Annotated in this window: 18 protein-coding genes; 10 read left to right on the forward strand and 8 right to left on the reverse strand. The window is 68.2% G+C overall.

Annotation, left to right across the window (positions count from 1 at the left end):
• Positions 1-27 precede the first annotated feature (27 nt).
• The 3 genes from OHB23_RS02730 to OHB23_RS02740 are packed head-to-tail and all read left to right on the forward strand — an operon-like array spanning position 28 to position 1,264.
• Positions 28-543, forward strand: a complete 516-nt coding sequence (locus OHB23_RS02730) for a polyketide cyclase (RefSeq protein ID WP_027506497.1) — start codon at positions 28-30, stop codon at positions 541-543.
• Entirely contained in the window at positions 540-1,091 is a 552-nt protein-coding gene (locus tag OHB23_RS02735) for a DUF2231 domain-containing protein (RefSeq protein WP_027506498.1), read from the forward strand. The genes OHB23_RS02730 and OHB23_RS02735 overlap by 4 nt, the downstream gene beginning before the upstream one ends.
• The gene (locus tag OHB23_RS02740) at positions 1,088-1,264 is read left to right on the forward strand and encodes a hypothetical protein (protein ID WP_155957085.1); all 177 of its coding nucleotides are present in this window, start codon (positions 1,088-1,090) and stop codon (positions 1,262-1,264) included. Before OHB23_RS02735 ends, OHB23_RS02740 begins: the two co-directional genes overlap by 4 nt.
• Here OHB23_RS02740 and OHB23_RS02745 read toward each other — a convergent pair.
• The 7 genes from OHB23_RS02745 to OHB23_RS02775 all read right to left on the reverse strand — a co-directional run bounded on the left by OHB23_RS02745 (position 1,245) and on the right by OHB23_RS02775 (position 8,557).
• Positions 1,245-2,132: a polysaccharide deacetylase family protein gene (locus OHB23_RS02745; protein ID WP_056443505.1), complete on the reverse strand. Its 888-nt coding sequence runs from the start codon at positions 2,130-2,132 to the stop codon at positions 1,245-1,247. The two genes, OHB23_RS02740 and OHB23_RS02745, sit on opposite strands and share 20 nt — an antisense overlap.
• Positions 2,132-2,701 (reverse strand): hypothetical protein, encoded by a 570-nt coding sequence (locus OHB23_RS02750; RefSeq protein ID WP_027506500.1) that lies wholly within the window; start codon positions 2,699-2,701, stop codon positions 2,132-2,134. Before OHB23_RS02750 ends, OHB23_RS02745 begins: the two co-directional genes overlap by 1 nt.
• 35 nt (positions 2,702-2,736) lie before the next feature.
• Positions 2,737-3,864 (reverse strand): TDT family transporter, encoded by a 1,128-nt coding sequence (locus tag OHB23_RS02755; protein ID WP_328810822.1) that lies wholly within the window; start codon positions 3,862-3,864, stop codon positions 2,737-2,739.
• A gap of 74 nt (positions 3,865-3,938) precedes the next feature.
• Entirely contained in the window at positions 3,939-4,826 is an 888-nt protein-coding gene (locus OHB23_RS02760; protein WP_056443500.1) for a LysR family transcriptional regulator, read from the reverse strand.
• A gap of 208 nt (positions 4,827-5,034) precedes the next feature.
• Positions 5,035-6,567 carry an AMP-binding protein gene (locus OHB23_RS02765; RefSeq protein WP_328810823.1) on the reverse strand — a complete coding sequence of 511 codons (1,533 nt, stop codon included), beginning with the start codon at positions 6,565-6,567 and terminating at the stop codon, positions 5,035-5,037.
• 1 nt (position 6,568) lies between these two features.
• Entirely contained in the window at positions 6,569-7,696 is a 1,128-nt protein-coding gene (locus tag OHB23_RS02770) for a DUF5938 domain-containing protein (protein WP_056443486.1), read from the reverse strand.
• A gap of 57 nt (positions 7,697-7,753) precedes the next feature.
• On the reverse strand, positions 7,754-8,557 hold the full coding sequence (locus OHB23_RS02775; protein ID WP_042574244.1) for an SDR family NAD(P)-dependent oxidoreductase: 804 nt from the start codon (positions 8,555-8,557) through the stop codon (positions 7,754-7,756).
• A 150-nt stretch (positions 8,558-8,707) separates the two neighbouring features.
• Here OHB23_RS02775 and OHB23_RS02780 point away from each other — a divergent pair, with 150 nt between their 5' ends.
• From OHB23_RS02780 to OHB23_RS02795, 4 genes are all read left to right on the forward strand, one after another.
• Positions 8,708-9,352, forward strand: coding sequence for a TetR/AcrR family transcriptional regulator (locus OHB23_RS02780; protein ID WP_027506507.1), 645 nt, complete (start codon positions 8,708-8,710; stop codon positions 9,350-9,352).
• A complete protein-coding gene (locus OHB23_RS02785; RefSeq protein ID WP_328810824.1) occupies positions 9,330-10,541 on the forward strand; it encodes an MFS transporter in 1,212 nt (403 codons plus the stop codon). Before OHB23_RS02780 ends, OHB23_RS02785 begins: the two co-directional genes overlap by 23 nt.
• A complete protein-coding gene (locus OHB23_RS02790) occupies positions 10,538-11,047 on the forward strand; it encodes a GNAT family N-acetyltransferase (RefSeq protein WP_328810825.1) in 510 nt (169 codons plus the stop codon). The genes OHB23_RS02785 and OHB23_RS02790 overlap by 4 nt, the downstream gene beginning before the upstream one ends.
• 116 nt (positions 11,048-11,163) lie before the next feature.
• Positions 11,164-11,565: an ASCH domain-containing protein gene (locus OHB23_RS02795; RefSeq protein ID WP_027506510.1), complete on the forward strand. Its 402-nt coding sequence runs from the start codon at positions 11,164-11,166 to the stop codon at positions 11,563-11,565.
• A gap of 163 nt (positions 11,566-11,728) precedes the next feature.
• On the opposite strand, the gene OHB23_RS02800 is transcribed toward OHB23_RS02795, so the two are convergent.
• Positions 11,729-12,625 (reverse strand): hydroxymethylglutaryl-CoA lyase, encoded by an 897-nt coding sequence (locus OHB23_RS02800; protein WP_222646861.1) that lies wholly within the window; start codon positions 12,623-12,625, stop codon positions 11,729-11,731.
• 137 nt (positions 12,626-12,762) lie between these two features.
• Between OHB23_RS02800 and OHB23_RS02805 the strand changes: the two genes are divergently transcribed.
• The 3 genes from OHB23_RS02805 to OHB23_RS02815 are packed head-to-tail and all read left to right on the forward strand — an operon-like array spanning position 12,763 to position 16,723.
• Positions 12,763-13,428, forward strand: a complete 666-nt coding sequence (locus OHB23_RS02805; RefSeq protein ID WP_328810826.1) for a GntR family transcriptional regulator — start codon at positions 12,763-12,765, stop codon at positions 13,426-13,428.
• Positions 13,425-14,630, forward strand: coding sequence for a CaiB/BaiF CoA transferase family protein (locus tag OHB23_RS02810; RefSeq protein WP_328810827.1), 1,206 nt, complete (start codon positions 13,425-13,427; stop codon positions 14,628-14,630). The genes OHB23_RS02805 and OHB23_RS02810 overlap by 4 nt, the downstream gene beginning before the upstream one ends.
• A gap of 38 nt (positions 14,631-14,668) precedes the next feature.
• Positions 14,669-16,723 (forward strand): hydantoinase/oxoprolinase family protein, encoded by a 2,055-nt coding sequence (locus OHB23_RS02815; protein WP_307109596.1) that lies wholly within the window; start codon positions 14,669-14,671, stop codon positions 16,721-16,723.
• Positions 16,724-16,734 lie beyond the last annotated feature (11 nt).

Consider the following 16,734-nt stretch of genomic DNA (forward strand, 5'->3'; position numbering starts at 1 on the left):
CTTCCTGCACAAGTGCAGACTGGACCCATGACCGACGAACGACTCGAGTTTCAGCGCGTGATGCCGTTGCCCGCGGCGGACATCTTCGACGTGCTCTGCGATCCCGACGGCCACGTCGCCATCGACGGCTCGGGCATGTTGATGAGCGCGGACGGCGCACCCGTGACGTCCGCGGGAGACACCTTCGTCGTGCACATGGATCGCGAGGCACTCGGCGACCTCCCGATGGGTACCTACGACGTCGAGGTCACCATCGCGACCTTCGAGCGCGATCGGGACATCTCGTGGACGATCGTCGGCACGGTCCGACCGCCCATCGGCCACCGCTACGGGTACCGGCTCGCGCCGCACTCCTTCGAGGACGGCACGGAGGGCACCCTCGTCACGTCCTACTACGACTGGTCCGACATCCATCCCGACTGGCGGGAGCGTGACATATTCCCCGTGGTGTCCGGATCGTCCCTGCGCGTGACCCTCGGCATTCTCGAGCGCACCGTGCGTCGCGGTTACCCTCGACCGCTGCGGGTATCCGACACGGTATGAATCTCACACCGCTGTTCCACCCGCTCGAGAAGGCGACGTTCCTCGATCCGGTCAGCGACCCCGTCGCCGGGAAGCTCCGATCCGCTCTCGAGGGGACGAAGGTCGACGGCCTCCTCCGTGGGACCTTCGTCGGCCACCCGATGCATCCCATCATGGCCTACTCCTCGGTCGGATTGTGGACCAGCGCAGTCTTTCTCGATGTCACCGGTGGAGACTCCGCGGCAGCGCGGCGCCTCATCGGTGCCGGACTGGTGACCGCCCCCACCGCACTGGTGACGGGGTGGGCGACGTGGTCGACGCTCAACGCGGAACAGCGACGAGTGGGTCTGATCCACGCGAGCACCAACGCCGTAGCCCTGGCTCTGTTCACGGCGTCGTATCGCCGGCGCGCGAAGGCAGCGGACGCGTCGTCGCCGCCGGACACCACGTCGAAGGCGCTCGCACTCGCCGGATTCGCCGTCGCCGGTCTGGGCGGCGCTCTCGGCGGTCATCTCGGGTACAACATGGGAGCGGGAGTCGCGGCACGGGCACTCCCGGCGGGCGTGTGAGTACCGACGAGGTGTTCGCCCAGTTGCGAGCACGCGGTGTCACGGCCGAGGGTGCACGGCGCTTCGCGGACGGCAGTGCCGAGAACCTCGATCCGGAGGCCCTCGCGGCACTCACCGAGGCGAACCTCACCGAGGCGCAGCTGCACGACTACGTCACGCAGGCGGCGGAGTGACCGTCCGATAGTGCTCGGCGATGTCGCCGGCGGTGGTGAACCAGACACCGTCGGCGTGCGACGTCAGGTGATCCAGCGCGCGACGAAAGCGTCTGAGCCGGTGCGGTTGCCCGGTGAGGAACGTGTGGGTGGAGATGGCCAACACGCGCGGTGCGCGCCGCGACTGCTCCTTCAGCTCGTCGAACGAGTCGACGACGATGTGCTCGAAATCCTCCGCGGACCCGTGGTGATGGACGAACACCGGAAGGTCGTTGACCTCGTGCGGGTACGGAACACTCAGTAGAGGTCCACCGCGCGTGGCCATCCACACCGGCTGGTCGTCGATCGGCCAGTCGAGCGTGTACTCGAATCCCTGCTCCGCCAACAGGTCCTCCGTCACCCGGCTCGGGTTCGCGCCGGGGCTCATCCAACCCCGAGGCGGCGAACCCTCGTGTGACTCGATCGCCCGTCGTACCGCCTCGATGGTGCGACGTTCCGCGTCCTCGTCCTGCTGGTTCGGCTGCTCGGCGTTGGTGCGGCCGTGGGCGACGACGTCCGCGCCGAGTGCGCGATACGCCGCCACCAGATCGGGAGCGTGCTCGTAGATCTCGGCGTTGACGAGCAGAGTCGGACGAATTCCGCTGTCGCGCAACGTGTCGGCCAACGCGAAGCCGCCCGCCCTGTTGCCGTACTCGCGCCAACCCCAGTTGTAGGTGTTCGGCTGGTCCATTCCCGGCGTCCATCCCAGCCCGGGAGCTCCGTCGTCGTACGGGAAGTGCTCGCAGTTGACGGCGACGTACACCGCGAGGGACGCGCCGCCCGGCCACGAGAACGACGGACGGGACGTGATGGGCGAGTACGGGAATCGGCCGTGCGAGGGCAGTGCCATCACTCGCCCCGACTCGTACGGATCGCGGCGCGGAGGCCGTCGAGATAGGGCTCCATGTCGGTCTCCGACGTCAGCGCCACCGCCTCGACAGGGTGGTGCCGCGCCTCGATCACCACACCGTGGTCGCCCACCGTCGCCGACGCCCACCACCGTTCCTGCCCGCCGTGCATCTCGAAGTCGGTGTCCGCGCCGTTCACCGGCACGACGACGCGACGCGCCTCCGTCGCCGCGATGGCCTCACGTCGCCGCTTGTACTCGGGCGACATCGGCGTCAGACCGATCGCCGACAGCATCGCCTTCAGCGCCGTGCGGTGCGCGTCCTTCGTGGTGGTGGTGACCTCGACGAAGGGACCGTCGATGTCGTCGCCGTCCCAGTCGACCTCACCGTGCCGCAGTGTCACGCTGGTCAGTACGTCGTTCTCCCGCGACCACGGGCCCATCACCCGCACCCCGTTCCACCCGTTCACCGTGTAGGTCGGGAAGGTGGTCGACTCGGCGCGGATCTGATCCTCGATCGCGCGTTGCTGGGTCCAGAACTCGTCGGGCGTGAGGTGGCCGGTGATCTCCATGCCTCCAGTGTGCCCACTTCGCCGTCGTGCGACTCTCACGCCGGAAGAAACACCCGGCCGCGATACGCCTCGCGCACCGTCCTCGTCGCCACCGTCGTCCACGCCGTCACCAGCACGGCGAACAGCACGACCGCCAGTGCCTCGACGACGGACGACTCCAGCGCGCGCCCCAACGCCGCCGCGCCGGTGACGCATGTTCCGACCGGGAAGGTGAACGACCACCATGCCAACGAGAAGCGCAGTCCTCGGCGCACCGCGTGCACGGTCAGCGCCGTGGCCAGGGCGAACATCATCGCTCCGAAGCCGCCCATCACCATTCCGAAGAGGATTCCCGCCGCACGCAGGACCACCGCCACCTCGCTCCGGTCACCGGTGAACACCATCGCCGCATCGGCACCCAGGAGGTTGGCCGCGGTGACGGACTGGCCGATGACGCCGAGAGTGATCCATATAGTCGGTGCAGCCTGGACCGGGAGGACGGCGCCGTGCAGCAGTCGACCGAGAACCGCGGTCGTCACCATCAGCCCGGTCACGAGTGCCAATCCGAACAGCGCGTAGCAGCCGACGAGCATCGCGAGCCGCCACTGCCCGTCGGCGATGTGCGGGAGGAGAAGTGCACCGGTGGATGCCGAGACCATCGGCGGCACCACGGGCATCAGCCATGCCGGGAGCGCGACCGTGTCGGCACTGCGGCCGCGGGTGATCATCACGTACGGGACGACGACACTGGTCGCGAGCCCCAGCGCGGTACCCACCGTCCAGAGGACGACGAAGATCGAGGTGGCCAGGCTCTGCCCGATGATGTCCACGCCGAGGAGGCTCGTGCCGGCACCGACGGTGAGCAGGGCCATGGGCGGCGCGCCGTAGAACTGCATCATGACCGGGTGGGCCGCGTGGGCCTGCGCGACGCGGCGGTGCGCGAGCCAGTGCGCGGCGAACAGGGTCGACACGACGACGAGGACAGTCGAGGCGAGCAGCCACATGACGACGGCTGCCATGTGGAGCACGACATTCTGCACGGGCAGCGTTGCTGCGGCAGTGGCGACGATTCCGGTCCCCATCACCGATGCGAACCAGTTCGGCGTGATGTGCTCGATCACGCTGCCGGGCGAGTCGAGATCGCGGAGCAGCCCGTGCGATGTCGCGGTCCGGAAGGTCGTCATGCCTTCACAGTGCGCCGGGACGGCGACGATCAGTAGTGGTCGTGCTCTTGTCACCCCACAAACGCTGTTTGTGGCTACTGCCGGGCAATGTCGAGGAAGTCGCGACGTGGACCGCGCAGTGCTGCAGACAGGCTCCAGACCGCGCGCAGCTCACGCGTCATCGAAAGACCGGGAACGTCGATGCGCACCAACGCGCCACTCCGCAGCTCCCCCTCCACCGCGAGGGACGACACCACCGCCGGCGCATTCGCCGATATGGCAGCAGACTTGACAGCGGTGACGGAGTTGAGCTCGATGAGCGGCGGAACCGTCGGGCGGACGGCGCTCTCGTACGTGGTGCGGGTTCCCGACCCCGGCTCCCGTTGCACCAGAGCCGTCGTCTGCAGCAGCTCCATCGACGCCGCACGTCTGGTCGCCCACGGGTGGGACGGTCCCGTGACGATGATCAACTCGTCGTGCGCGACGACGGCGACCCCGAGCCCGGCCGGCACGTCGGGCCCTTCGACGAAGCCGATGTCCGCGCGCCCGTCCAGCACCTGCTCGGCGACCTCCGCCGAGTTCATCAGTCGCATCTGCACCTGGACGTCGGGCGACTGTCTGCGCATCGACAGCATCCACGCCGGCACAAGGTGCTCGGCGACGGTCATACTCGCGGCAATGGTGAGCGTCGCATTGCCCTCGCGCAGAAGCGATGTCACTCCTGTCGCGAACTTCTCGGCCGAGTCGAGGATGCCGCCCGCCCACTCCATGACCGCGACGCCCTCGGGGGTCAGGGCGACACCGCTCGTCCCGCGATCGAAGATGCGGACACCGATGTCCCGTTCCGCAGCACGCACTCGCGCGCTGACCGCCTGCTGACTCAACCCGTGTTCGCGGCCCGCTGCCGTCATGCTGCCCAACCGGGCGACGGACACCATCACATCGAGGGCTCCGAGGTCCGGTACCCGCGGCGACAATGGCATCCGCCCACCGTAGCGACTGCGCCGGTGGGCTCGGGCTCCTGGCAGGACGTACCGTCAGGTCCGTTGACGGTAGACCCAGCCTCCCGCCGCGTCCAGAGGGTCGAGGTGGATTCGCTGACCCGACCCGTATTCGCTGATGTTGCACAACGTCAGCGAAGCCCAGCAGCGTCAGCACATGTCACGCGTGGCGCTCACGCGACCCACGGCATCACGTCGTCATGGTCGCCCTGACCTCGTTCTTGAGGATCTTTCCCACCTTCGAGCGCGGCAGGACGTCCCAGATCTCGATCTCCTTGGGCGCCTTCACACTGCCGACGCGGGACTTGACGAACGCGATGATCTCGCTCACCTCGGCGTCCTGACCCGAGCGCAGTTCGACCGCGGCCACCACCCGTTCTCCCCATTTCTCGTCGGGAAGTCCCACCACGGCCGACTCCTTGACCGCGGGATGCGCGAGCAGTGCCTGCTCCACCTCGGCCGAGTAGACGTTAAAGCCGCCCGTGATGATCATGTCCTTCGCGCGGTCCACGACGTAGAGGAAGCCCTCGTCGTCGAGGTATCCGATGTCGCCCGTGTGGTGCCAACCGTGAGCGCCCACCTCTGCCGTCGCCGCCGGATTGTCGTGATAGCCGTCCATGACCAGGGGACCGCGCACGACGATCTCGCCACGCTCACCGGTGCCGACGAGGTCGCCCTTCTCGGTCATGATCGCGACCGTGGTCAAGGGTGTCGGACGACCGGCCGAGGTGAGCCGTTCCGTCGCCACCGTGCCGTCCGGACGAAAGTGGTCCGCCGGCGCCAGGGTGGCGATCATGTTGGGCGCCTCGGTCTGTCCGAACAGCTGCCCCAGCACGGGCCCGATGCGCGTGAGCGCTTCCTCGAGCCGCGTCGGCGACATCGGCGCCGCCCCGTACCAGAGGCAGCGGAGAGACGACAGGTCCCGATGATCCAGATCCGGGTGGTCGAGCACGCCATAGATCACCGTCGGAGGCAGGAACGCATGGGTGATGCGGTGCCGTTCGATCAGCGCCAGGAACTCCCCGATGTCGGGGGCCGCCATGATGACCACCTCGCCGCCGAGACTCAGGATCGGGAACGTCAGCACACCGGCGGAGTGTGTGAGCGGCGCCAGCGCGAGATACCGCGGACGCACACCGAAGGGATAGCTCATCAGCGCGAGCGCCGTCGAGGTCATCATGTTGTCCTCGGTCAGCCGCACCCCTTTCGGCTTTCCCGTGGTGCCGCCCGTTCCCGCCAGCATCGCGAGCCCGCGCGGCGGCCGCCTGTCCGCGTCGAGCTCGCCGCGGTGTTCGGCGAGCCACGACTCGAACGGGATCGACCACTCCGTGTCACCGTCGAGGCAGACCAGTCGCACGAGGTGCGGCAGATCGCCTCGGATCCGGTCGACCAGATCGGTGAATCGGCTCTGGAAGAACAGAGTTCGGCATCCGAAGAGATCGAACAGCTGGCGGTTCTCGTCGGCCTCGTTCCGCGGATTCACCGGGCACCACACCGCGCCGGCGCGCGAGATGCCGAACACGCACGTCAGCGCCAGCGGGTCGTTACCGGACAGGACGGCGACGCGATCGCCGGCCTCGACACCGTCGTGTTGCAGCGCCGCGGCGATCTCGACCGACCGGTCGTACACCTCACCGTAGGTGGAGGTGTCACCCCCGGCCGTGAGGCACGGTGCCCCACGGCCGAGCGAGACGCCCTTGTCCAGGTAGTCGGAGAGTCGCATCTCAGCGGTGCACGGAGACGATCGGGTCCAGGACCAGACCGAACGCCCGCAGCGTGCCGAGCAACTCGCGATGACCGAACGCCTCACAGCTGGAGGCGAATCCGACCTTGCGCGGAGCTCCCTGCAGGAGTGCGGCAGCCCCGTGTGCGTTGAGCAGCGCGGTCTGCTTGTAGTTGCAGTTGCCGTGGATGACGCAGTGTGCGCGGCCCAGCGGACCCGATGCGTACACCGAGTCCAGCGAGGTGTTCAGGCGCGGGTTCTCCCGGGGCGGCATTTCGCTGCGGATCGCGGACGACTGCTCGTCGATGATGCGGTACTTCTCCTCGTCCGACTTGCCCTCCATCTGTTCGAGCGCGGCGGCCACCAACAGCGGAACCGCCTTCATCAGAGGCGGATTGAAGACACCGCCGAGAGCCTTCGCGGTGGTGACCCGCGGGTCGTTCTTGAACCAGACCGGATGCGACGTGCCGCCCCACGGCAACGCCAGGCCGAGATCGTGCTGACCGGGAACGCTCACGGTGTAGAGCCCGGCGTCGGCGGGCCACTCGACGTACTCGTTCTCCTCCAGGTAGTACGCCTTGGAGAACGCGGCGTTGGTGAGGATGGTGTTGGTCGAGGCGACGGTGGGGTGCCCCTTCCAGAACACCTGGATGTCGAGGCTGTTCAGACCCGGGTTCTCCAGGCAGATGTTCGCGGCGATCTCACCGATGGAGTACATCTGCGCGAGGCCCGGCGTGAGAACCAGTCCCTGCGAGGCGAAGTCGGCGCTGTACTGCGCCTCGGCGTCGATCATCCAGTTCTGCTCGCCGTTGGTGTCGGTGTAGTGCGCACCGATGGCCAGGCAGGCCTGCGCCACCTCGTGGCCGTAGCGGGCGAACGGTCCCACGGTGTTGAGGACCACGGTCGCGCCGCGGAAGGCCTCGGTCAGCGCCTCCACGGTGTGCTCGACCTCGACGATCTCGTGCTCGACGGTGTCGATACCCGGCACGGCACTCACGGCATCCTTCAGGCGGGCGTGATCGCGGCCGGCGGCCAGGAAGGGAATGTTGTACTCGCGCAGATACTCACAGATGAGCCGACCCGTGTAGCCGGACGCTCCGTAGACGACGACGCGCTTGTCAGTGGGCATGGTTGATCTCCTGGTTCGAAGTGGGGTGGTCGAGAGCCGTGCTGGTGGGGCGGCAGGTCACATGCCCATGCCGCCGTCGACGGGGAGCCCTGCGCCGGTGATGAACTTCGCGGCGTCGGACGACAGGAACACCACGGCGTCCGCCATGTCGTCGACCTGGCCGAGTCGACCGAGGGGCGTCAGTTCCACGACGGTCTGCACTGCCGCCTCGACCGACGGGAACAGGCCGAGTTCCGCGGTGTCGACCGCGAGCTTGTTGCCCATCGCGGTCGGGGTCAGTGCCGGATAGATGCAGTTGACGCGCACGCCGTAGCCGAGCTTCCCCGACTCGGCCGCGGCCACGCGGGTCAGCCGGTCGATACCGGATTTGGTCGCCGAGTAGAGGCTGATGCCCGGGAACGCGATCGTGGCGGCGACCGAGGCGATGTTGACCACCGATCCGCCCTTGCCGGCCTTGCCACCGGGGCGCATCGCGCGGAATGCGTGCTTCACGCCGAGTGCGGTGCCGATGACGTTGACCTGCAGCATCGCGGACGCCGCCTCGGCGTCGAGATCGGCGATGAGACTGGTGACCTCGATACCCGCGTTGTTGACGACGATGTCGAGGCCGCCCAGTGCGCCGATGGTCGACTCGACCGCCGCCTCCCAGGCCGCGTCGTCCGTGACGTCGAGCTGGACGAACTCCGCTTTCGCTCCTGTGGCCCGCAGCGCCTCGACCGTCTCCTGACCACCCGCGGCATTGATGTCGGCGATGGCGACGGACGCTCCTGCCGCCGCGAGAGCCTGCGCCATTCCCGCGCCGAGGCCCTGCGCACCGCCTGTGACCAGTGCCGTTCGTCCGGTCAGGTCGTAACTCGTCATGTCCGCTCTCCTTGTTCGAAGCGTTCTTCGCGTGGAATCACATCCGCTGTTCGATGTGATGCAGGCAACACTAGGGACAAGTCTTGACAGTCGTCAAGAAAACTCTTGACGACTGTCAAGAGTTCCTCGATGCGGCGGTATGCTTTCCGGGTGACCCAGACCACCGACCCCCGACTTCGCGTCGAGGAGCGCTCTCGAGACAAGTTCGAGGCGCGTCGCAGCGAGCTCGCACTGGCGACTCTCGCGACGTTGGCGGAACTCGGTTACGCCCGCACCAGCCTCCGCGAGATCGCTCAGAACTCCGAGTACTCGCACGGCGTCCTGCACTACTACTTCTCCAACAAGCTCGATCTCATCGCGCATGCCGTGCGGCAGTACGAGGAGATCTGTGTGACGCGGTACGACGACGTCGTCGCCGGGGCCGAGTCCGCCGAGCAGCTGCGACGCTCGTTCACCGAGACCTTCTTCGGCACTCTGCTCGCCGACGCGGCGATCCACCGCCTCTGGTACGACCTGCGCAATCAGAGCCTGTTCGATTCCTCCTTCCGCGCCGACGTCCTCGAGATCGAGTCCCGGCGCGAGGAGATGATCTGGCGCGTCGTCGCCCGGTACTGCGAACTCGTCGGAGCGGCGCCTGTTCTCACGCCGGCCACCGCCTACATCACCATCGACGGCATCTTCCAGCGCGCCCTGCTGAACCAGATCGCCGAGCGCCACCCCGACGTCGACGAGGGCCGGGCTCAACTCGACGCCGTCTTCGACATGGTGACCGGTGGCGTTCCCTCCTCCCACTGACGACCGCGCCGCGGATCCGCTCGGCTATCTCGGCATCGTCCGATTACCCGGTGCCGCACGCGCTTTCCTCCCCGCACTGCTCGGCCGCCTGGCCTTCGCGATGGTCGGACTGGTCATCCTGTTGGCGGTGCAGCGTGCCACCGGATCGTTCGCGGTCGCGGGTTCCGCGACGGGTGCGTTCGGTGTCGCCAATGTGGTGGCGTCACCGTATCGGGCACGTCTCGTCGACCGCATCGGTCAGCGGCGAGCCCTCGTCTCGATGGCCGTCGGATTCGCCACGGCCCTGGGCACTCTGGCCGTTCTGACGTACGTCGATGCCCCGGCCTGGTCCCTCGTGCTCGGCAGTCTGGTCACCGGATTCTTCCCTCCCCCACTCGGCGCCTCGATGCGTGTCGTCTGGAGCTCGCTGACGCCGCCGGGGCCGACCCGCACCCGCGCCTACAGTCTCGATGCCGTGAGCGAGGAGTCGATGTTCACCATCGGTCCCCTCCTCGGCGCCACCCTCGTCACCGCCCTGTCCCCGTCGATCGCACTCGCCGCCACGGGATGCGTCGCCGTCGTCGGCACGGTCGGCATGACCACCAGCCGGCACTCGCGCGGACACGGCCCGCGCACGACAGGGACCACTCCCTCGTCGCGCCCACTCCGACGGCCCGGCTTCGTCGGTGTCCTGACAGCGATGGCAGGGGTCGGGGCCGTCCTGGGAACCGTGGAGATCGCCGCCACAGCCTTCGCCGCGAAGCAGGGAGCCATCGGATCGGCCGGAACTCTTCTCGCGGCGCTCGGAGCCGGAAGTGTCTGCGGTGGACTGCTGTACGGGCGCCGGAGCTGGGCCGGCTCGCTGACCCGTCGACTTCTGACGACGGTCCTGATGATGGCCGTCCTCACCTCCGTGCTGGCGCTGGTCTCGACCACGGTGCCGCTGCATGTCGGACTGTTCCTGCTGGGCTTCTGCATCGCACCCGCCCTGGTGACGGGGTACCTGCTGTCCGATCACCTCACCACCGCCGACGTGCGCACCGAGGCGTCGAGCTGGATCAACACCGCGGTGAACGCGGGCGCTGCTCTCGCCTCCGCGGGTATCGGCGTGGTGGTCGACTCCCGTTCTCCCGGTACAGGATTTCTGGTCGGTGGCGCCGCGGCGGCTCTCCTCCTCGTCCTGGCAGCGGTGACGAGGCCGCGCTCGTGACCATCGTCGCCGTCACCGCGCGGCTCAGGCTGCGCACTTACTCCCCGGACGACGAGCACCGGCTCGACTTCTACACCGATCCCGAGGTCTGCCGGTACCTCATGCACGAGCCGTGGACGGCGGAGGACGCACGGATCGCAGTGCAGAGACGGTGCGAGCGAACGAGTCTCGGCACGGGGGCACTGGGGGTTGTCGTCGAGCTGAACGGCCGGGTGATCGGCACCGTCTCCGCATGGTTCGTCGCCGAGGACACTGTCGAACTCGGGTGGACCTTCGCGCGCGACGTCTCCGGCCACGGCTACGCCACCGAAGCGGTGCAGGCAGTGCTCGACGAGGTACTCGCTCTGGACCGGGTCCGGCGCGTCACCGCGGAGATGGACGCGCGCAACGCAGCCTCCGCACGTCTCGCCCAGCGCGTGGGATTACGCGACGAGGAACTGCGCCTGCAGGACTGCTGGTGCAAGGGTGAGTGGACGGACACGCTCGTGTACTCGCTGAGCCGCTGACCTCGACCGGCCTCCGGCCTTCCCGCTGACCGCACAGGTTCTCGTAGGTGTTGCAGCGTCCGCAGCAACCGGGAACGTCCGCGGGAACCCCGACCCGCGTGCGCCATACTCGAGGAATGGCCGACATCGACTCTCTCCCCGTGGCCGAGTTCGCCTTCCCCGGGCCGCTACGCGATGCCCTCGTGTCGGCGATAGGCGCAGGCCGCAAGACGGCGACCACCTCACTGCGGGTGGAGTACGAGAACGAGCCGCTGCCCCGAGTGGGCGAGCGTCACAGAGTGATCGACTCCGGCGGCGCCACTGCCTGCGTCATCGAGATCACCGACGTACGCGTCAGCGCTCTCGGCGACGTCGACGATACGCATGCCGTCGCGGAGGGTGAGGGTCACGCCGACGTCGCCGCATGGCGTGCCGGGCACGAACGGTTCTGGCGATCCGACGAGATGGCGGACACGCTGGCCGGCCTCACCATCGACGACTCGACTCTCGTGGTCCTCGAACGGTTCCGGGTCGTCTGAGCCTCCGGCCTTCCCGCTGAGAAACGGCCGGCCCCCGGCCTTCCCGAGTCACGGCCGGCCTCCGGCCTTCCCGCTGGCCTTTCGTGTTCCCGTAGGCGTTGCATCTACCGCGGGAACACGAAACGCCCGCGGGAACACGAGTCACGGCCGTCTTTCCCGCAGGTCACCGCGGAGGAAAGCCACCCGCACGCCCGAGGAACCCCGGCACGTCCTTGCCCAGCGCCGAGCCGAGCCAGGTCGCGGCGTCGACCAGCACGTCCATGCTCACTCCCGTCTCGACGCCGGAGCGGTCGAGCGCGTAGATCAGGTCCTCGGACGCGATGTTCCCGGTGGCGGCGGGTGCGAACGGGCACCCACCGAAGCCGCCGATGCTGGCGTCGAGGGCCTGCGCCCCCATCTCCAGTGCGGTCAGCGCGTTGGCGTAACCGGTGTTGCGCGTGTTGTGGAAGTGCCAGCGCTGCGGGATGTTCGGAGCGTTCCGGGTGGCGAGCTCCGCCAGTCGACGAACCTGCGCCGGCACTCCCACGCCGATGGTGTCGGCGAGGGCGATCTCGGCCGGTGCGCATTCGGCGATCCGCGCGACGAGTTCCCCGACTCGCGCCGGATCCACCTCACCGCTGAACGGGCACCCGAACGATGCGGCGATGGTGACCGTGCCCGGCACGCCCGCAGTACGCGCATCCGTGATGATGTCGTGCGCCGCCGCCACCGCCTCGTCGACGGAGCACCCCTGGTTGCGCTTGCTGAACTCCTCCGTCGCGACGACCACGACGTTGACCTCGTCGACGCCGGACGCCAGAGCGCGGTCGAGTCCACGTCGATTGAGCACCAACCCGATGTACGAGACGGAGCCGTCACGCGGGACGCCTGCCATGACCTCCTCGGCGCCGGCCATCTGCGGCACCCGCTTCGGGTTCACGAAGCTCACCGCCTCGATGCGCGTGGCACCCGAGGCGACGCTGCGCGTGATCAGTTCGATCTTGTCGTCGACGGAGAGGACAGCGTCCTCGTTCTGCAGTCCGTCACGGGGACCCACCTCGACAAGTTGCACCGCAGTCATGGGCCCATCCTGCGCCGACACGCCGTTGTATGCAATAGCGGATCGGAAACGAGAGTTTTACGACGATTACCGGGACACGCCATCGCCATGGGCCTACATTGTGAACAATTCACCACCGACCACAGGGAGTCGCATCCATGGCGAGAGCCGTCGACCGCGTCTACGCGCACATCCGCGACAGCATCGTGTCCGGGACGTATGCGCCCGGTGCACGTCTCGGAGAGGTCGAGATCGCCGAACTCACCGAGACCAGCCGGACACCGGTGCGTGAGGCGCTGCGACAGCTCGAGATGGAGGGACTCGTCGAGGTTCTGCCGCATCGCGGGGCTCGGGTGTACCGGTGGACGGCGGACGACCTCGAGGAGATCTACGACCTGAGGATGACGCTCGAGGCCATGGCCGCGGCACGGGCGGCCTCACGTATCGGCGAGAAGGACGTCGACCGACTCGCCGAGCTGTGCGACCTCATGGAAACCGCGGCCGGGGACGGAGCGGATCAACGCCTGGACCTGATGGCGCAGCTCAACGACGAGTTCCACGCCATCGTGCGCACTGCCGCGGCCAGCACCCGCCTCATCTCGATGCTCGGAGCGGTGATCCAGCTGCCGTTGGTGATGCGCACGTTCCATCGCTATGCCCCCGTCGATCTCGCACGCAGTCACGCCCACCATCGCGACCTGGTCGCGGCTCTGCGCGCCGGCGACGAGACGTGGGCGGACTCGGTGATGCGCGCCCACGTCCGCGCCGCCAAACATGTTCTGCTCCAAGCCCTCACGACCGACGAGACGAAGGAGTCCTCATGAGCGAGGCCCCCACCGGCCCACTGTCCGATCTGCGTGTCGTGGAGATGGGTCAGCTTCTCGCCGGCCCCTTCTGCGGACAGTTGCTGGCCGACTTCGGCGCCGAGGTGATCAAACTCGAGCCGCCCGGCACCGGCGATCCGATGCGCCAGTGGGGTCGGGAGAAGCCGCACGGCAAGTCCCTGTGGTGGCCCGTCGTCGCGCGCGGCAAGAAGTCCGTGACCTGCAACCTGCGCAGCGCCGAGGGTCAGGACCTCGCCCGCCGGATCATCGCGGACGCCGACATCGTGGTGGAGAACTTCCGCCCCGGCACGATGGAGCGTTGGGGCCTCGGGTTCGACGCACTGCGGGAGATCAATCCGCGCCTCATCATGGCCAGGGTCACCGGGTACGGCCAGAACGGCCCCTACGCACCGCGGGCGGGCTTCGGGTCCATCGGCGAGGCCATGGGCGGAATCCGGTACGTCACCGGCAATCCCGAGATGCCGCCGTCTCGTACCGGCATCTCCCTCGGTGATTCACTGGCCGCCGTGTTCGCCACGATCGGCGTCCTCACCGCGCTGCATCACCGGGAGAACACCGGACGGGGGCAGCTCGTCGACTCGGCCATCTACGAAGCGGTGCTCGCCATGATGGAATCCCTGCTGCCCGAGTGGGAGATCGGCGGGTATCAGCGTGAGCGGACCGGCTCCGTGCTGCCGAACATCGCGCCCAGCAACGTCTATCCCACCCTGGGCGGCGAGATGATTCTCGTCGCGGCCAACCAGGATTCGGTGTTCGGCCGACTGGTCACCGCGATGGACCGGACCGACCTGATCGAGGACGCCCGCTACCGCGACCACGAGGCGCGCGGGAAGAACATGACCGAGCTCGACGACATCGTCGGGGCCTGGACGTCCGCCCTCGACACCGACACCGTGCTCGACCTCCTGCACGAGGCGGGCGTTCCCGCCGGCCGCATCTACACGGCGCGGGACATGTTCGACGATCCGCACTTCGCCGCGCGCGAGGCCATCGTGCGTCTGGCGCACCCGGACTTCGGTGAGATCCCCATGGCGAACGTCGCACCGAAGCTCAGCGACAGTCCCGGCTCGGTCCGGCACGCCGGACCCGAACTGGGAGAACACAACTCCGACATCTACGGACGACTCCTCGGAGTCACGGATTCCGACCGGGCGGCGCTCGCGGGGCGCGGCATCATCTGACCTTCGCTCCTCTCACCCTCACAGCACGGGAGAACACCATGCGTTATCGACTCGGCGTCGACGTCGGCGGCACCTTCACCGACGTCTTGCTTCTCGAGGAGACGACCGGCACCACCTTCAGAGCCAAGACACCGTCCACCCCTGCGGACCAGTCGATCGGTGTGCTCAACGGCATCGCGAAGGTCTGCGCGGAGGCCGAGATCGAGCCGTCGGAGATCGGGCAGGTTCTGCACGGCACCACGGTCGCGACCAACGCCATCCTGCAGGGACGTGGTGCGCGCGTCGGGCTCGTCACCACGGACGGGTTTCGGCAGGTGCTGCAGATCGCGCGCTCCTTCGTCCCGGGCGGGCTCGCGGGGTGGATCATCTGGCCCAAGCCGGAACCGCTCGCGGCGCTCGAGAACACCGTCGAGGTGGTCGGGCGACTGGCTGCCGACGGGTCGGAGATCACTCCTCTCGACGAGGAGCAGGCCCGCGCGCAACTGCGTCGACTGGCCGGTGCGGGCATCGAGGCGCTGACCATCTCGTTGATCAACTCGTATGCGAACGACTCGCACGAGAAGCAGGTCGCGGCCTGGGCGGAGAGCGAACTGCCCGGCATTCCGGTCTCCATCTCGAGCCAGGTGCTTCCCGAGATGCGCGAATACGAGCGCACTCTGACGACGGTGGCCAACAGCTACGTGCAGCCGGAGGTCTCCCGCTACGTGCGGAACCTCGACCGGTCGCTGCAGGACAAGGGCATCACGGCGCCGCTGTCGATCCTGCGCAGTGACGGTGGCCTGGTGCAGTCGGCCAAGGCGGCCGAGTCACCGGTGTCCCTGCTGCTGTCGGGCCCGGCGGGAGGCGTCACCGGCGCGGTGTGGTTCGCCGAGCAGGCCGGCTACTCCGACTTCCTGACCTTCGACATGGGCGGCACGTCGACGGACGTCGCACTGGTCCTCGGCGGTGAGCCGCGGATCGGTCGTGAGACCAAGGTCGGCGACCTCGCTGTGCGCGCCACCAGTGTGGACGTCCGGACGGTCGGTGCCGGCGGCGGGTCGATCGCCCATGTCCCCGAGCTCACGAAGGCGCTGCGGGTGGGTCCGCAATCCGCGGGAGCCGACCCCGGGCCTGCGGCCTACGGCAACGGCGGCACGGAGCCGACGGTGACCGACGCCAACGTCGTGCTGGGGTACCTGCCTGCCGCCCTCGCGGGCGGTGAGGTGAGCCTCGACGTCGACGCGAGCAGGACGGCAGTGGCGACCATCGCCGACGCCATCGGGCTCGGCAGTCCCGAGGAAGCGGCGTCGGGCATCGTCGACATCGTCAACGAGAACATGTTCGGCGCACTCCGACTGGTGAGCGTGCAGCAAGGCTACGACCCCCGCGACTTCGCACTGGTGTCGTTCGGTGGCGCAGGTCCGCTGCACGCCAACGCACTCGGGCGTCTCACCGGCGCGTGGCCTGTCATCGTCCCGCCGTCTCCCGGCGTCCTCTGCGCCTACGGAGACGCCACCACCTGCGTCCGCGACGAGAGCGCTCGCACGATGATCCGTGCGTTCTCCGACACCGACGACGCCGAGCTGCGCACCGCCCTGGCGGAACTCGCGACGTCCGCGGCCGCACGACTGTCGGCCGAGGGCGTGCCCGCGGATCAGCAGACGGCGAAGTACCAGGTGGATCTCCGGTACCAGGGCCAGGGCTTCGAGATCCCCGTGGATCTCGACGCGAGCGCACTCGAGTCCGGCGATCTGCTGTCCACTCTGGGAACGGCATTCGACACCGAGCACGAGCGTCTCTTCTCGTTCCTGTTGAAGAACGAACGCGAGGTCATCAACCTGCGCGTCACGGTCAGCGGGCCGCGACCGGACGTGGCCTTCCAGCCGCTCGAGGAGGGCGGTGCGGATCCGTCGGCCGCACTGGTGTCCACGAACGACGTGTGGATGGACGGCGAGTACGCGAAGGCCGGCATCTACGACCGGGCGAAGTTGCTGGCAGGCAACGTCGTCGAGGGACCCGCCGTGATCACCGAGATGGACTCGACCACGTTGGTCCTCTCCGGTCACGCCGCGACGGTCCATTCCAGCGCCAGCCTTCTCATCGCTCCCCGCTGATCCCCTCTCGC

It is taken from the genome of Rhodococcus sp. NBC_00294 (genome assembly GCF_036163995.1).
Lineage (GTDB): Bacteria > Actinomycetota > Actinomycetes > Mycobacteriales > Mycobacteriaceae > Rhodococcoides.

Bases quoted from the DNA above. Each gene is read 5' to 3' on its own strand.
- OHB23_RS02795 (WP_027506510.1), top strand. From the start codon at position 11,164: ATGGCCGACATCGACTCTCTCCCCGTGGCCGAGTTCGCCTTCCCCGGG.
- OHB23_RS02730 (WP_027506497.1), top strand. From the start codon at position 28: ATGACCGACGAACGACTCGAGTTTCAGCGCGTGATGCCGTTGCCCGCG.
- OHB23_RS02755 (WP_328810822.1), bottom strand. From the start codon at position 3,864: ATGACGACCTTCCGGACCGCGACATCGCACGGGCTGCTCCGCGATCTC.
- OHB23_RS02745 (WP_056443505.1), bottom strand. From the start codon at position 2,132: ATGGCACTGCCCTCGCACGGCCGATTCCCGTACTCGCCCATCACGTCC.
- OHB23_RS02775 (WP_042574244.1), bottom strand. From the start codon at position 8,557: ATGACGAGTTACGACCTGACCGGACGAACGGCACTGGTCACAGGCGGT.
- OHB23_RS02765 (WP_328810823.1), bottom strand. From the start codon at position 6,567: ATGCGACTCTCCGACTACCTGGACAAGGGCGTCTCGCTCGGCCGTGGG.
- OHB23_RS02805 (WP_328810826.1), top strand. From the start codon at position 12,763: ATGGCGAGAGCCGTCGACCGCGTCTACGCGCACATCCGCGACAGCATC.
- OHB23_RS02815 (WP_307109596.1), top strand. From the start codon at position 14,669: ATGCGTTATCGACTCGGCGTCGACGTCGGCGGCACCTTCACCGACGTC.
- OHB23_RS02760 (WP_056443500.1), bottom strand. From the start codon at position 4,826: ATGCCATTGTCGCCGCGGGTACCGGACCTCGGAGCCCTCGATGTGATG.
- OHB23_RS02750 (WP_027506500.1), bottom strand. From the start codon at position 2,701: ATGGAGATCACCGGCCACCTCACGCCCGACGAGTTCTGGACCCAGCAA.
- OHB23_RS02735 (WP_027506498.1), top strand. From the start codon at position 540: ATGAATCTCACACCGCTGTTCCACCCGCTCGAGAAGGCGACGTTCCTC.
- OHB23_RS02810 (WP_328810827.1), top strand. From the start codon at position 13,425: ATGAGCGAGGCCCCCACCGGCCCACTGTCCGATCTGCGTGTCGTGGAG.
- OHB23_RS02800 (WP_222646861.1), bottom strand. From the start codon at position 12,625: ATGACTGCGGTGCAACTTGTCGAGGTGGGTCCCCGTGACGGACTGCAG.
- OHB23_RS02770 (WP_056443486.1), bottom strand. From the start codon at position 7,696: ATGCCCACTGACAAGCGCGTCGTCGTCTACGGAGCGTCCGGCTACACG.